Below are 14650 nucleotides of genomic sequence, written 5' to 3'. Positions count from 1 at the left end.
CGAAAGGTTCAACGTCGGCGGTAAGGAGGTGCCCTTCCCGGTCGGGGGCGGGGCGACCGATAGCATCGGCAGGAGCCGAGGATCGGCACCGTTTCGTACCACTTGGAGGAGTCACCGTGTCCGCACCCCGTACCCCCGCCGTGGCCGACCCCGTCGTCGTCGCCGCCGGGACCACGGCGGCCGACGCGGTGGCCGCGGCCGGACTGCCCGCGAACGGTCCCAAGGCGATCGTCGTGGTCCGCGACCCGCAGGGCCAGCTGCGCGACCTGGACTGGGCGCCGGCCGAGGAAACCGTCGTCGAGCCGGTCACCCTGGATTCGCCCGACGGGCTCAACGTGCTGCGCCACTCCACCGCGCACGTCCTCGCCCAGGCCGTGCAGGACATCTTCCCCGAGGCCAAGCTGGGCATCGGCCCGCCCATCGAGAACGGCTTCTACTACGACTTCGACGTCGACAAGCCGTTCCAGCCCGATGACATCAGCAAGCTCGAGAAGCGCATGCAGGAGATCATCAAGTCCGGGCAGCGGTTCCGTCGCCGCCGCTTCGGCAGCCTGGACGAGGCGCGCTCCGAGCTGGCCGACGAGCCGTTCAAGCTGGAGTTGATCGAGGTCAAGGGCGAGGGCCTGGACACCGACGAGGTGATGGAGGTGGGCGGCGGCGAGCTGACCATCTACGACAACCTCGACGCCAAGGAGGACAAGGTCTGCTGGTCGGACCTGTGCCGGGGCCCGCACCTGCCGACCACCCGACTGATCGGCGCGTTCAAGCTGATGCGCTCCGCCGCCGCGTACTGGCGGGGGTCGGAGAAGAACCCCCAACTGCAGCGGGTGTACGGCACCGCGTGGCCGACCCGCGACGAGCTCAAGGCGTACCTGAAGCTGTTGGAGGAGGCCGCCCGGCGCGACCACCGCAAGCTCGGCGCGGACCTCGACCTGTTCAGCTTCCCCGACGAGATCGGCTCCGGCCTGGCGGTCTTCCACCCCAAGGGCGGCATCATCCGTCGCGAGATGGAGCACTACTCGCGGCGGCGGCACGAGGAGGCGGGGTACGAGTTCGTCAACACCCCGCACATCACCAAGGCGCAGCTGTTCCAGACCTCCGGTCACCTGCCGTACTACGCGGACACCATGTTCCCGCCCATGCAGCTGGAAGGCGCGGACTACTACCTCAAGGCGATGAACTGCCCGATGCACAACCTGATCTTCAGGTCGCGCGGGCGGTCGTACCGGGAGCTGCCGTTGCGGATGTTCGAGTTCGGCACCGTCTACCGGTACGAGAAGTCCGGTGTCGTGCACGGCCTCACCCGGGTCCGCGGCCTGACCCAGGACGACTCGCACATCTACTGCACCCGTGAGCAGATGGCCGGCGAGCTGTCCACGCTGCTCAGCTTCGTGCTCGACCTGCTACGCGACTACGGCCTGGACGACTTCTACCTGGAGCTGTCGACCCGGGACGACTCGCCCAAGTTCATCGGGGCCGACGAGGACTGGGCCGAGGCCACCGAGGCGCTGCGGACCGCCGCCGCGACCTCCGGCCTGGACCTGGTTCCCGACCCGGGCGGCGCGGCGTTCTACGGGCCGAAGATCTCCGTGCAGGCCCGTGACGCCATCGGCCGGACCTGGCAGATGTCCACCATCCAGGTCGACTTCAACCAGCCGGAGCGGTTCGCGTTGGAGTACCAGGCCGCCGACGGTAGCCGGCAGCGGCCCGTGATGATCCACCGTGCGCTGTTCGGGTCGATCGAGCGGTTCTTCGGGGTGCTCACCGAGCACTACGCTGGCGCTTTCCCGGCCTGGCTCGCGCCGGTGCAGGTGGTGGGCATTCCGATCCGCGAGGATCACACCGACTACCTGCACGGCTTTGTCGCGGCGCTGCGTGCCGAGGGCATCCGGGCCCAGGTGGACGCGGGTGACGACCGGATGCAGAAGAAGATCCGGACGGCGCAGCAGCAGAAGATCCCGTTCATGGTGATCGCCGGTGACGACGACGTGGCCGCCGGCACTGTCTCCTTCCGCTACCGCGACGGCTCCCAGCGCAACGGGGTGCCGGTCGCCGAGGCGGTGACCCACGTGCTGGACGTGGTCAGCTCACGGACCAACATCGGCCCGTCCGCCGCGGCGGAGTAACGGGACCACCGCACGGCGCGGTCCGTCCGCGCGGTGCGGTCCGTCCGCGCGGTCTGCGTGGTGCGGCCCGCCCGCCGCATGATCGTGCTCGATCCAGGAAGTAGTGGCCTCCCCGGCGTGGGAGGCCACTACTTCCATGTTCGGGCGCGATCTTCGCCGGGAAGCCGGCACGGGAGGTCGGCGCGGGTGGGACCGGCGCCGGGAGGCTGGCGCGGGTGGGGACCGACGCCGGGAGGCTGGCGTGGGGTGTCAGATGCCGCAGTTCGGCGCTGACCAGCCTCCGACCGCCGCCACGTGGGTGTGGTCGTTGTGATCGGGGTAGCCGGGGCCGAGGATCTGCCCGAAGCCGTGGTTGCGGGCCTGCTGCGCCAATCGGCAGAACGACGGGGACCCGACCAGGTCCACCCCGTCACCGTAGAGGTGTCGACTGTTCGACGCGCCGCCGACCGCGCTGTTGCAGGTGTAGCTGCGGAAGCTGCTGCTGATCGCGATGTTCACGTCCCCGAGGGCGTGCCGCATGGCCTGGAGCTTCCACATCGACACGAGCGCGTTGAACCGCGCGGTGCTCGCCGAGACCGCGCCGCCGGCCCAGGTGCTGTTGCAGTTGTTCAGCTCGGCGTAGCTGAAGTTGACCGGTGTGCAGTCGTCGTCCTGGAGGGCGTAGAGCCGGTTGAACGTCTGCGTGCCGGCGACGCCGTCCGCCGACAACCCGTACGCCTGCTGGAAGCGGATGACCGCGGACCGGGTGGCCGGGCCGAACGCGCCATCGATGGTGAGCACTGCGCCATAGCCGGGGTAGCCGGCGACCCGGATCTGGAGTTGCCGGACGTCTTCGCCGGACATCCCCTGGGACAGGGCGCGACCCCAGGTGTAGCAGCCGTCCGCCTGTGCGGCGCCGGCAGTGAGGGTGACGCCGGCCACTGTGGTGGCGGCGGTCATCGCCAGTGCCGCGAGGAACCTGCCGAGCCGTCGATACATGTAGCCCTCCATCAATGCATGGAAGTACGTGGATGGATGGAAGTTTCATGCCTTCGCCTTGATCCGTCAAGAACTTGCAATGCCGGGTTTCCCGACGGCGGGTGTCGCGGCATGCCCGCGGGGCTCCGTAGGATCGGCTCGTGACAGGGGTGGAACGGCACACGGACAGTGACGGCATGGCGGACGGTCTGGAGCGGCTCTGGACGCCGCACCGCATGACCTACATCTCTGGCGAGGACCGCCCGGCCGAGGGCTACGAGAAGCCCACCGGCTGTCCCTTCTGTCGGGGGCCGAAGCTGCCGCCGGAGGAGAGCCTGGTGGTGGCCCGGGGTGAGCACGTGTTCGTGGTGCTCAACCTCTACCCGTACAACCCGGGGCACCTGCTGGTCTGCCCCTACCGCCACGTCGCCGACTACACGGACCTGGACGTGCCGGAGACCACCGAGCTGGCGTCGTACACCCAGACCGCGATGCGGGTGATCCGCAAGGTCAGCAACGCCCACGGCTTCAACCTGGGCATGAACCAGGGCGGGGTGGCCGGCGCCGGCATCGCCGCTCACCTGCACCAGCACGTGGTGCCGCGCTGGGGCGGCGACGCGAACTTCATGCCGGTGATCGGCCGCACCAAGGTCCTGCCGCAGCTGCTCGGCGACACCCGGGACCTGTTCGCCCGCGCCTGGCCGTCCTGACCGCCGTCTGCCGCGCCGCGCAGGTCGCGCGACCTCTGCGCCGGTCCGGCTAGTCGGCGCGCAGCAGCGGGGTCAGTTCCGACCAGCTCTCCACCCGGTGCCGAACGCCGGGCCGAACGCTCCGACGACGGCCGGGGTACGCAGGCGGTGCGCGCCGAGGAACGAGGTGTCCGCGTCGTCGTCGGCCGGCTCGATGACCACTGCGCCGATGTCGACCCCGAGCCGTCGTACAGCGTTGAACATGCCGCACCGTGACCGTCCCCGTGCGCCCGCGTGTCCGCCCGCCGGTCTGCTACGCCGCGGCCCGCCGAAGGTGGCACGATCGGCCGATGGCAGTCACGACACGGGTGTTGGGGCGCAGCGGCATCGAGGTCAGCGCCCTCGGCATGGGGTGCTGGGCGATCGGCGGGCCCTGGGCGGAGGGCACCCAGCCACTGGGCTGGGGCGCTGTCGACGACGACGAGTCGGTGCGGGCGGTACGCCGGGCACTCGATCTGGGCATCACCCTCTTCGACACCGCCGACACGTACGGGGCCGGGCACGGTGAGCGGGTGCTCGGCCGCGCGCTCGCCGGTCGCCGCGACGACGCCGTGATCGCCACCAAGTGGGGTTACACCTTCGACGAGGCCACTCGGCAGGCCACCGGGGAGGACGCGTCGCCCGGATACCTGCGCAAGGCCGTGACCGCCTCACTACGCCGGTTGGGCACCGACCGGATCGACCTCTATCAGCTGCACCTGGCCGATCTGTCGGTGCCGAGGGCGCAGGCGCTGATCGGGACCTGCGAGGACCTGGTGGCCGAGGGCCTGATCCGGGCGTACGGGTGGAGCACCGACCGCACCGACCGGGCTGCCGCGTTCGGGCACGCCGCCGCCGGTGCCACCGCTGTGCAACACGCCCTGTCGGTGCTGCGTGACGCGCCCGAGCTGCTCGCCGTCTGCGACAAGTACGACCTGGCCAGCGTCAACCGGGGCCCGCTCGGGATGGGGCTGCTCACCGGCAAGTACACGGCCACGTCGACGCTGCCCCGCGACGACGTACGCGGACTGGCTCCGGGCTGGTTGGAGTGGTTCCGGGGTGGCCGGCCGGCACCGGAGTGGCTGCGGCGGGTCGGCGCGGTCCGAGCCGCGCTCACCGCCGACGGACGCACCCTCGCCCAGGGCGCGTTGGGCTGGATCTGGGCGCGCAGCGGTCGCACCATCCCGATCCCGGGCTGCCGTACGGTCGCCCAGGTCGAGGAGAACGCCGCCGCGCTGCACCGGGGCCCACTGCCGGCGGACCAGTTCGTCGAGGTGGAGCGTCAGCTCGCCGCCGTCCGCACCGCGGCCCTGCGCGACGCCGACCGCCCCCACTGGCCACGCCCGACCCACCCCACAGTCCACCCGTAACCAGGTCCCACAGAAGCCCACCCGAGCCCGCACCCACGGCGCAGGGCGTGCCGCGCCGTGCTGCCTCGTGCTGCGCCGTGCCGTCCCGCCCCGCGCCGCCCTGCCCGCGTCGATCAAGGAGTTGTGGTGCCTCCCAAACCGGGCACTAAGCAACCTTTCGCCCACCACAACTGCATGATCGACCCGATGGCCGCTGCAACTTCCGCCGATCTTGCACTTACTGCGGGTACTTATGCCGCAGTAGCGACATATCGGCAACCGGAAGTGCAAGATCGCTGGGGGCAGGGCAGGGCAGGGCAGGGCAGGGCAGGGCAGGGCAGGGCAGGGCAGGGCAGGGCAGGGCAGGGCAGGGCAGGGCGAGGTTAGGGCGAGGTTAGGGAAGTTGTTCCTTGCGGGTCTGGTCGGCCAGGTGGGCGGGCATGGGGTCGTGGCGGACGAAGTGGCGGCGGAAGGTGCCGGTGCCGGCCGTCATGGAGCGCAGCTCGACGGCGTACCGAAGCAGCTCGGTGGCTGGCACTTCGGCGCGGACGAGGGTGCGGCCCTCGGTGTCCGGGTCCGGCTCGGTGCCGAGCACCCGGCCGCGTCGGCCGGACAGGTCGCCCATCACCGTGCCCACCGAGCCGTCCGGAACCCGGATGGTCACCTCGTCGATCGGCTCCAGCAGGGCCGGCTGGCCACGCTCGGCGGCGTCGCGTAGTGCCAGCGCGCCGGCGGTCTGGAAGGCCGCGTCGGAGGAGTCGACGCTGTGCGACTTGCCGTCGACCAGTGTCACCCGTAGGTCCACCACGGGGTGCCCGGCGACCAGCCCCCGCTCCAGTTGGGCGCGGACGCCCTTCTCCACCGATGGGATGTAGTTGTGCGGCACCGCCCCGCCGACCACCCGGTCGACGAACTCGAAGCCACTGCCGCGGGGTAGCGGCTCGACCTCGATGTCGCAGACCGCGTACTGGCCGTGGCCGCCGGACTGCTTCACGTGGCGGCCGTGCCCCTTCGCTGGCACTGTCAGCGTCTCGCGCAGCGACACCTTGACCGGTTCGGTGTCCAGCTCGACGCCGCCGGCGCGCAGCCGGTCGAGCACCACGTCCGCGTGTGCCTCGCCCATGCACCAGAGCACCAGTTGGTGGGTCTCCGGGTTGCGCTCCAGCCGCAGCGTGGGGTCGCCGGCGACCAGGCGGGCGAGGTTGCGGGCCAGGGCGTCCTCGTCGGCGCGGCTCCGGGCGGCGATCGCCACCGGCAGCAGCGGCTCCGGCATCTCCCACGGGGCGATCAGCAGCGGGTTGTCAGTGGTCGAGATGGTGTCGCCGGTCTCGGCGCTGCCCGACTTGGTGATCGCGCAGATGTCACCGGCCACGCAGAGCGACACTTCCCGCAGGGTGGCGCCCAGCGGGGTGTAGATGTGCCCGACCCGCTCGTCGGCGTCGTGGTCGGGGTGCCCGCGTTCGGCCATGCCGTGCCCGGAGACGTGCACGGTCTGGTCGGGGCGCAGGGTGCCGGAGAAGACCCGGACCAGCGAGACCCGCCCGACGTGGCGGTCGATGGTGGTCTTGACGACCTCGGCGACCAGCGGCCCGGCCGGGTCGCAGCTCAGCGGCGGACGCGGCGAGCCGTCCACGCCGGTCACCGCGGGCAGTTCGTGCTCCAGCGGCGACGGGAACGCGGCGGTCAGCACCTCCAGCAGCACGTCGAGCCCGACGCCGGTGTGGGCGCAGACCGGCACCACCGGGTAGAAGTGGCCCCGGGCGACGGCCTTCTCCAGGTCGTCGATGAGCACCTCGTCGCCGATCTCCTCGCCGTCGAGGTAGCGGTCCATCAGGGTCTCGTCCTCGCTCTCGGCGATGATCCCCTCGATCAGCTCGTCGCGGGACTCGTCGATGGCCCGCTGGTGCTCCGGGTCCGGGTCGCGGACGTCGGCGGGCAGCCCGGCGCTGTAGTCGAAGACCCGACGGGTGATCAGGCCGAGCAGCCCCTCGGTGGACACCCCGTCGTCGCCGAGCATCGGCAGGTAGAGCGGCATCACGTTGTCACCGAACAGGCGCTGGCAGAGCGCCACCGTCTCGTCGACGTCGGCGCGGGGTTGGTCCAGTCGGGCCACCGCGACAGCGCGGGGCATGTCGACGGCGGCGCACTCCTCCCACAGCGCGACGGTGGCCGCGTCCATGCCGCCCGCGGCGGAGACCACGAAGAGCGCGGCGTCGGCGGCCCGCAGCCCGGCGCGCAGCTCACCGACGAAGTCGGCGTACCCGGGGGTGTCCAGCAGGTTGACCTTGATGCCGTTGTGCAGCAGCGGCGCGCAGGACAGGCTGACCGAGCGCTGCTGGCGTACGGCGGCGGGGTCGTGGTCGCCGACGGTGGTGCCGTCGACCACGGTGCCGGCGCGGCCGATCGTGCCGGTCGCCGCGAGCAGGGCCTCGACCAGTGTGGTCTTGCCCGCCCCGGAGTGCCCGACGAGCACCACGTTGCGAACCCGCTCGGGCTCGGTCACCACCGGCGTGCCGCCGGTGGAACCCTTCTCGTGACTCTTCTGCGCCATGGGGCGCACCTCCCTCAGCCGGTGGTGGTGGCGACCGCCGCGCGACGGGAAGCGGCCCGGGGCGAGTGCGCGGCGATATCCTCCGGTGGTCTGCTGCACAGCGGGAACGGGACGGGCGGACGGGTGAGCTGGCTCACCTCCCGGCTCGATCTCACACCCGTTGCCGGGTAGGCACAAGCCTCCCCCGGGCGGGTCGGCGGTACCGTCCGTATCGCCGGAGCTGGGCGGACCGTTATCGTGGGGACCGCCATGGCGAAGATCTTCCAAGTGTCGGCCCGCGCGGGGATGACCCGCGTCGTCGAGCCGATTGCCCGCGCCCTGCTGCGCGCGGGCGTCACCCCCAATGCCGTCACCGTCGCGGGCACCGTTGGTGTGCTCGTCGGCGCGCTCGGCTTCGGTGCTCGCGGCCATCTGGTCGCGGGCGCGTTGATTGTCACCCTGTTCGCGCTCACCGACCTGCTCGACGGGACGATGGCCCGGATGAGCGGCGGCTCCACCAGGTTCGGCGCGTTCCTCGACTCAAGCATGGACCGGGTCGCCGACAGCGCCGTCTTCGGCGCGGTCGCGTACTGGCTGGCCACCGAGGGCGACCACTCCGGTGTGGCCGCCGCGTTGGTCTGCCTGGCCGCCGGCAGCCTCGTCTCCTACGTCAAGGCCCGCGCCGAGGGGCTCGGCATGACCTGCAACGTGGGCATCGCCGAACGCACCGAGCGACTGCTCATCGTCGGGGTCGGCGGGATCCTCACCGGTGTCGGTGTCGATCCGGCCCTGGAGATCGCGCTGTGGCTGCTCGCCGCCGTGTCGATCTTCACGGTGGGGCAGCGGATGACGCACGTCTACCGCCAGGCCCAGCAGCTCCAGCCGGACGGCCAGGCATGAGTGGCGTGCCGGCGACCCGGCGTCGGACGACCGGCGGCCGAGCCGCGTGAACCTCACCGAGCTGGGCTACATCGCCGGGTGGCGGGTGGTCCGCGCGCTACCCCGGCCGTTGGTGGCGGCGGCGTTCCGGGCGGGCGCGGACCGCGCCCACCGCGCCGGAGGCGGGGGTACGGCCCGACTGCGCGCGAACCTGCGCCGGGTGGTCGGCCCGGAGGTGCCCGACGCCGAGTTGGACGATCTCGTCAAGCGTGGGTTGCGTTCGTACGCCAGGTACTGGATGGAGGCGTTCCGGCTGCCCGGCCTGAGCCGGTCGCAGATCCTGTCCGGCTTCCGGCTCGACGGCGCCGAGATGCTCGCCGCCGACGTGGCCGCCGGTCGGGGCGCGGTGGTGGCCCTGCCGCACGCCGGCAACTGGGATGCCGCGGGAGCCTGGGTGGCGGCCACCGGTTGGCCGATCACCACTGTCATGGAGCGGCTCAAGCCGGAGGGCGTGTACAAGCGTTTCCTGGCCTTCCGAGAGGTCCTCGGGATGGAGATCCTGCCGACCCACGGGGGGCCGCGCCCGGCGTTCGACGTGTTGCTGGACCGGCTGCGGGCCGGTGCGGTGGTGCCGTTGCTGGCCGACCGGGACCTCTCCGCCCGGGGGGTGGAGGTGGACTTCTTCGGTGGGAAGACCCGGATGCCCGCGGGGCCGGCGTTGCTCGCGCTGCACACCGGCGCGCCGCTCTACGTGGCCTCGCTGTGGTACGAAGCGGATGCCGCCTGCGCGTCGCTGGTTGGTCCGTTGCCGGTGCCGGGCCCCGAGGTGGGGCCGCTGGACGAGCGGGTCCGGTCGCTGACCCAGCTGATCGCCGACGGTCTGGCGGCGGGTATCGCCCGTCATCCGGAAGACTGGCACATGTTGCAGCGGATGTGGCTGGACCAGGCGAGGTCGGGGGAGGGCGCGGCGCTGCCCTCGTCGGCCTCCGGCCCGGCCTGAGGAGGTGGGCTGACGGATGCGGATCGGCATCGTGTGCCCGTACTCCTTCGATGTGCCCGGCGGGGTGCAGAACCACGTCATGGATTTGGCCGAGGCGCTGATCGCGCTGGGTCACGAGGTCAGCGTGCTCGCACCGGCCGACGAGGATTCGCCGCTGCCGGAGTACGTGGTGTCGGCCGGTCGGGCCGTTCCGCTGCCGTACAACGGTTCGGTGGCGCGGATCGCGTTCGGCCCGGTGTCGACCGCCCGGGTTCGGCGGTGGATCACCAACGGTGATTTCGACGTGCTGCACGTGCACGAGCCGCTCACGTTGAGTTTGTCGCTGCTGGCCGTGCTCAGTGCCCGTGGCCCGGTGGTGGCCACGTTCCACACCGCGATGACCCGTTCGCGGGTCCTCGCCGCCGCGCAGGGTGTGCTCCAGATCGTGTTGGAGCGGATCACGGCCCGCATCGCGGTGAGCGCGCTGGCCCGCAAGGTGCAGGTCGAGCACATGGACGGCGGGGCGGTGGAGATCCCCAACGGGGTGGCGGTGGCCAAGTTCGCCGACGCCGAGCCGTTGCCGGGTTGGCCGGGGGAGTGCGCGGCCGGCACCGGCGGCACGCTCGGCTTCCTGGGCCGGTTCACCGAGGCGCGCAAGGGCTTCCCGGTGCTGCGCGACGCGTTCGTGGCGCTGGCCGCCACCCGGCCCGGTCTGCGGTTGCTGGTCGCCGGCCCGGGTGACCCCGACGACCTGTACGACCAGTTCCCGGCCGAACTGCACGAGCAGATCACGTTCCTCGGCCTGGTCAGCGAAGCGGACAAGGCGCGCATGTTGCGCAGTGTGCACCTCTACGTCGCACCGAACACCGGCGGTGAGTCGTTCGGCATGATCCTCACCGAGGCGCTGGCGGCGGGCACGACGGTCATCGCCAGCGATCTGGACGCGTTCCGGCGGGTGCTCGACGGTGGGCGGGCCGGTCGGCTCTTCCCCACCGGAGACTCGGTGGGGCTGCGTGACGTGCTGACCGAGCTGCTGGACGACCCGGCCGCGCGGGCCACGCTGACTGCCTGTGGCGATCAGGTGGTCGCGAATTTCGACTGGCCGGTGGTTGCTCGCCGCGTTCTGGAGGTATACGCAGCGGCGATCGAGGCAACCGACGGGCGGGTCATCGACCAGGAGTGGGTGGGGCTGAGCTGAGCCGGTGTGACGGATGGTGCGGTGGTGACCGGCGGGACCGGTCCGGCCGCGCCCAATCGGACGAAACGGAGCAGCACTACGATGCCGCACATGTGGTGGGTGGTGGCCGCGAGCGTGGTCGTGGGGCTGGTCGCGGCGTACCTCATCTGGACCGCCGGCCGGGTGGAGCGGCTACAGGGCCGCGCGGAGCTGGCGGCCCGGGCCCTCGACGCCCACCTGCTGCGCCGCGCGGCGGCAGCCGCGGTCCTGGCTGAGCGGCGTTTCGGCGTCGAGCTGTACGCGGCGGCCCGGATCGCCCTGGACGCCGGTCCGGACGAGCGGGAGGCGGCGGAGAACGACCTCACCCGGCAGTTGCGCGGCGTCCAGTTGGACCCGGGCGACCCGGACTGCGTGGCGGTCATCGCCGCGAGCCGTCGACTCGCGTTGTCCCGGCAGGTGCACACCGATCTGGTCCGGGACGCCCGTTCGGCGCGCAGCCGGCCGCTGGTGCGCCTGTTGCGGATGGGGCGGGGCCGGGAGTGGCCGCGTTACTTCGACATCGACGACCCGACCCTCGTCGTGCCGGCGGACGTCCCCGCCGCCTGACCTCCGACGGTTGCCGCCCGCTTCCGGACGGGTACGGCAGGCCGGTGACCAGTGCCACAGCGCAGGCCACCGGGGGTCTGATTGGCTGTCGGTGCGGCGTTGCACCGCGCGTAGCATTTCCGCCGCCACCCCCAGAGCATGTCCAAGGAGCGATGACCCGTGCCCGAAAACACCGCCTCGAACACCGGTAACGCCCCCGTCGTCGGCACCGCCCGCGTGAAGCGTGGCATGGCCGAGATGCTCAAGGGCGGCGTGATCATGGATGTCGTCAACGCCGAACAGGCCAAGATCGCCGAGGACGCCGGCGCCGTCGCCGTGATGGCCCTGGAGCGGGTGCCCGCCGACATCCGCGCGCAGGGTGGGGTGTCCCGGATGAGCGACCCCGACATGATCGACGGGATCATCGAGGCGGTCTCCATCCCGGTGATGGCCAAGGCCCGCATCGGCCACTTCGTGGAGGCGCAGATCCTCCAGTCGCTCGGCGTGGACTACGTCGACGAGTCCGAGGTGCTGACCCCGGCCGACTACGCCAACCACATCGACAAGTGGGCGTTCACAGTGCCCTTCGTCTGTGGCGCTACCAACCTGGGCGAGGCGTTGCGCCGGATCACCGAGGGCGCGGCGATGATCCGCTCCAAGGGCGAGGCCGGCACCGGTGACGTCTCCAACGCCACCACCCACATGCGGAAGATCCGCCAGGAGATCGCCCGGCTGGCCTCGCTGCCGACCGACGAGCTGTACGTCGCGGCCAAGGAGTTGCAGGCCCCGTACGAGCTGGTCAAGGAGGTCGCCGAGAGCGGCAAGCTGCCGGTGGTGCTGTTCACCGCCGGTGGGATCGCCACCCCGGCCGACGCGGCGATGATGATGCAGCTCGGCGCGGAGGGGGTCTTCGTCGGCTCCGGCATCTTCAAGGCGGGCAACCCGGCCCAGCGGGCCGCCGCGATCGTCAAGGCGACCACCTTCCATGACGACCCCGACGTGCTGGCCAAGGTCTCCCGGGGCCTCGGCGAGGCGATGGTCGGCATCAACGTCGACGAGATCCCGCAGCCGCACCGTCTGGCCGAGCGGGGTTGGTAGGCATGGGCGCGCCCACCATCGGTGTGCTCGCGCTCCAGGGTGATGTCCGCGAGCACGTGGCGGCGCTGGCCGCGGCGGGCGCGGACGCCCGCCCGGTCCGCCGTCCGGCGGAGCTGGACGCGGTCGACGGCCTGGTCATCCCGGGCGGCGAGTCCACCACAATGAGCAAGCTCGCCGACATCTTCGAGATGCGCGAGCCGATCGACAAGCGGATCGCCGACGGCATGCCGGTCTACGGCTCCTGCGCCGGGATGATCATGTTGGCGACCGAGGTGCTCGACGGTCGACCCGATCAGCGGGGCTTCGCCGGCATCGACATGACCGTCCGGCGTAACGCGTTCGGCCGGCAGGTCGACTCGTTCGAGGCGCCGGTGACCGTCGCCGGGGTGCCGGGCGAGCCGTTCCACGCGGTGTTCATCCGCGCGCCGTGGGTCGAGCGGGTCGGTGCCGGCGTCGAGGTCATCGGGGTGGTGTCCGACGGCCCGGCCGCCGACCGGATCGTCGCGGTGCGACAGGGCAACCTGCTGGCCACCTCGTTCCACCCGGAGCTCACCGGTGACCTGCGCGTGCACGCGTACTTCGTGGACCTGGTCCGCGCTGCCCGGTGACGGGGTGCGCGTCGCTCAGCCGGCGACCGCACGCAAGCGCCCCGGGCGGCGGCCCGCCAACTCGTCGAGCGCGGTCGCTGTGGCGGCGTCGGCGGGCAACTGCACCACCAGCCGCTGCGGGTCTGCCTCGGCCAGCTCCAGCGTCTCGACGGTGAGGCGGAGCAGCCCCACCTCCGGATGGCGCACCGTCAGCAGGCCGGCCCGTGCGGCGGTCACCGGTCGCCGCCGCCAACGGTCGGTGAACGGCGCTCCCACCGTCCGGGCCAGCCGCTCGGCGAAGGCGTCGCTGGCCGGGTCGCCTCGCCGCAGCAGGTGCAGCTCCGCAACCTGCTGATCGGCCACCGCCGACCACTGCGGGTAGTGCTCGCGGGCCCGCTCGTCGGTCAGCACGAACCAGACCAGGTTCGGTCGCGACCCGTCCAGCAGGCCGAGCGGGCGGGCCAGCCGCTCGAACGGGTCGTTCCAGGTCAGCACGTCACCGAGCCGGTTGAGCACGTACGCCGGGGTGTCGCGCAGTGCGTCGAGCATGGCGCGGACCGTTGGCCGGACGGTACGGGAAACCGTAGGCCGGTCGCCCGAACAGAGCTGTCGGGCGTGCTGGGCCGAGGCGAGTTGCCGCAGGTGTTCCCGGTCGGCGCTGTCCAGGCGCAGCGCGTCGGCGAGCGCGGCGAGGATCTCCGGCGACGGCCGGGTGTCGCGGCCCTGCTCCAGCCGGGTCAGGTATTCGACGCTGACCTGCGCCAATGTCGCCAGTTCGGCTCGGCGCAGCCCGGGGGTGCGGCGGCGCGGCCCCTCGGCGAGGCCGACCTCGGCCGGTTGCCGCGCCTCCCGACGACTGCGGAGGAACGCGCCCAGCTCTCCGTCCATCACCGACCCAGTCTGGCAGCCGGCATCGGCTGGTGGGTGGCCCTGACAGGGCCATCCTCGCTGCGGTCTCCCCGGCCCGTGCCGTCGCGCACAGGATCGTGGTCATGACAAACGCACAGAGCATGGGTCCGCTGCGGATCGGCCTGATCGTGGGCAGCACCCGTCCCGGTCGACGTGGCACGGCGATCGCCCGTTGGGCAATGGAGGTGGCCGAGCGGCACGAGGCGGTACGTGTCGGGGATGCCGTCTGCACGCTCGTGGACCTGGCGGAGCAGGAACTGCCACTGCTCGACGAGCCGGTGCCGGCACTGTTCGGCGACTACCGGCGCCCGCACACCCTGCGGTGGGCGGCCGTGGTGGACGCCTGCGACGCCTTCGTGTTCGTCACCCCGGACTACAACCGCTCGATCCCGGCCGCGCTCAAGAACGGCATCGACTACCTGTACGCGGAGTGGACAGACAAGGTGGCCGGGGTGCTGAGCTACGGCGTGCGGGGTGGCACTCGGGCAGCCGACCACCTGCGGGCGATCCTGACCGAGGTGCGGACCGTGGTGGTGCCGACGGAGGTGGCACTGTCGATCTTCACCGACTTCGACTTCGCCGGGGCCGACCCTGGTGACCCGACCGCCGGCCGCTTCGCGCCGGCCGACGGCCGGGAGGCGGAGTTGTCGGCGATGCTCACCGAGATCGTGACCTGGTCGCGAGCAGGGCGTCCGGTCGACCCGGCACGGATGGCGGCCGACCAGGCGGAGCTGGTGAGCTGAGCT

The 14650-nt window shown here is 71.8% G+C and carries 14 protein-coding genes; 10 read left to right on the top strand and 4 right to left on the bottom strand.

Annotated elements, in window-relative coordinates:
- The first annotated feature begins 116 nt into the window (after window positions 1-116).
- On the top strand, window positions 117-2126 hold the full coding sequence (thrS, locus tag ACLQ3F_RS15565) for a threonine--tRNA ligase (protein ID WP_425849542.1): 2010 nt from the start codon (window positions 117-119) through the stop codon (window positions 2124-2126).
- Window positions 2127-2375: 249 nt separating this feature from the next.
- Here the strand turns inward: thrS and ACLQ3F_RS15560 are convergent, their stop codons facing one another.
- Window positions 2376-3116 carry a D-Ala-D-Ala carboxypeptidase family metallohydrolase gene (locus ACLQ3F_RS15560; protein WP_425849541.1) on the bottom strand — a complete coding sequence of 247 codons (741 nt, stop codon included), beginning with the start codon at window positions 3114-3116 and terminating at the stop codon, window positions 2376-2378.
- A gap of 164 nt (window positions 3117-3280) precedes the next feature.
- On the opposite strand from ACLQ3F_RS15560, the gene ACLQ3F_RS15555 reads away from it, so the two are divergent.
- Window positions 3281-3793, top strand: a complete 513-nt coding sequence (locus ACLQ3F_RS15555) for an HIT family protein (RefSeq protein WP_357260432.1) — start codon at window positions 3281-3283, stop codon at window positions 3791-3793.
- A gap of 72 nt (window positions 3794-3865) precedes the next feature.
- Here the strand turns inward: ACLQ3F_RS15555 and ACLQ3F_RS15550 are convergent, their stop codons facing one another.
- Entirely contained in the window at window positions 3866-4036 is a 171-nt protein-coding gene (locus tag ACLQ3F_RS15550; RefSeq protein ID WP_425849539.1) for a hypothetical protein, read from the bottom strand.
- 86 nt (window positions 4037-4122) lie between these two features.
- Between ACLQ3F_RS15550 and ACLQ3F_RS15545 the strand changes: the two genes are divergently transcribed.
- Window positions 4123-5181 carry an aldo/keto reductase gene (locus ACLQ3F_RS15545; protein ID WP_425849537.1) on the top strand — a complete coding sequence of 353 codons (1059 nt, stop codon included), beginning with the start codon at window positions 4123-4125 and terminating at the stop codon, window positions 5179-5181.
- 373 nt (window positions 5182-5554) lie between these two features.
- Here the strand turns inward: ACLQ3F_RS15545 and ACLQ3F_RS15540 are convergent, their stop codons facing one another.
- On the bottom strand, window positions 5555-7711 hold the full coding sequence (locus ACLQ3F_RS15540) for an elongation factor G-like protein EF-G2 (protein WP_425849534.1): 2157 nt from the start codon (window positions 7709-7711) through the stop codon (window positions 5555-5557).
- A 249-nt stretch (window positions 7712-7960) separates the two neighbouring features.
- On the opposite strand from ACLQ3F_RS15540, the gene pgsA reads away from it, so the two are divergent.
- The 6 genes from pgsA to pdxT all read left to right on the top strand — a co-directional run bounded on the left by pgsA (window position 7961) and on the right by pdxT (window position 13016).
- On the top strand, window positions 7961-8590 hold the full coding sequence (gene pgsA, locus ACLQ3F_RS15535) for a phosphatidylinositol phosphate synthase (RefSeq protein ID WP_357204363.1): 630 nt from the start codon (window positions 7961-7963) through the stop codon (window positions 8588-8590).
- 46 nt (window positions 8591-8636) lie between these two features.
- Entirely contained in the window at window positions 8637-9569 is a 933-nt protein-coding gene (locus ACLQ3F_RS15530; protein WP_425849531.1) for a phosphatidylinositol mannoside acyltransferase, read from the top strand.
- A 16-nt stretch (window positions 9570-9585) separates the two neighbouring features.
- Entirely contained in the window at window positions 9586-10746 is a 1161-nt protein-coding gene (locus ACLQ3F_RS15525) for a glycosyltransferase family 4 protein (RefSeq protein WP_357204359.1), read from the top strand.
- Between the two features lie 81 nt (window positions 10747-10827).
- Complete coding sequence (locus ACLQ3F_RS15520; RefSeq protein ID WP_357204357.1) at window positions 10828-11331, top strand: hypothetical protein; 504 nt, start codon at window positions 10828-10830, stop codon at window positions 11329-11331.
- Window positions 11332-11490: 159 nt separating this feature from the next.
- The gene (pdxS, locus tag ACLQ3F_RS15515) at window positions 11491-12408 is read left to right on the top strand and encodes a pyridoxal 5'-phosphate synthase lyase subunit PdxS (protein WP_355007264.1); all 918 of its coding nucleotides are present in this window, start codon (window positions 11491-11493) and stop codon (window positions 12406-12408) included.
- Between the two features lie 2 nt (window positions 12409-12410).
- Window positions 12411-13016 carry a pyridoxal 5'-phosphate synthase glutaminase subunit PdxT gene (pdxT, locus tag ACLQ3F_RS15510; protein ID WP_425849528.1) on the top strand — a complete coding sequence of 202 codons (606 nt, stop codon included), beginning with the start codon at window positions 12411-12413 and terminating at the stop codon, window positions 13014-13016.
- Between the two features lie 15 nt (window positions 13017-13031).
- Here pdxT and ACLQ3F_RS15505 read toward each other — a convergent pair whose 3' ends face one another.
- A complete protein-coding gene (locus ACLQ3F_RS15505; protein WP_425849811.1) occupies window positions 13032-13883 on the bottom strand; it encodes a helix-turn-helix transcriptional regulator in 852 nt (283 codons plus the stop codon).
- Between the two features lie 104 nt (window positions 13884-13987).
- Between ACLQ3F_RS15505 and ACLQ3F_RS15500 the strand changes: the two genes are divergently transcribed.
- Window positions 13988-14647, top strand: coding sequence for an NADPH-dependent FMN reductase (locus tag ACLQ3F_RS15500; protein ID WP_425849527.1), 660 nt, complete (start codon window positions 13988-13990; stop codon window positions 14645-14647).
- Window positions 14648-14650: the final 3 nt, after the last annotated feature.

It is taken from the genome of Micromonospora sp. DT15 (assembly GCF_049841475.1).
GTDB lineage: Bacteria > Actinomycetota > Actinomycetes > Mycobacteriales > Micromonosporaceae > Micromonospora.
The sequence above is the reverse complement of the archived record's forward strand: the minus strand, read 5'-3'. Positions and strand labels throughout refer to the sequence as shown.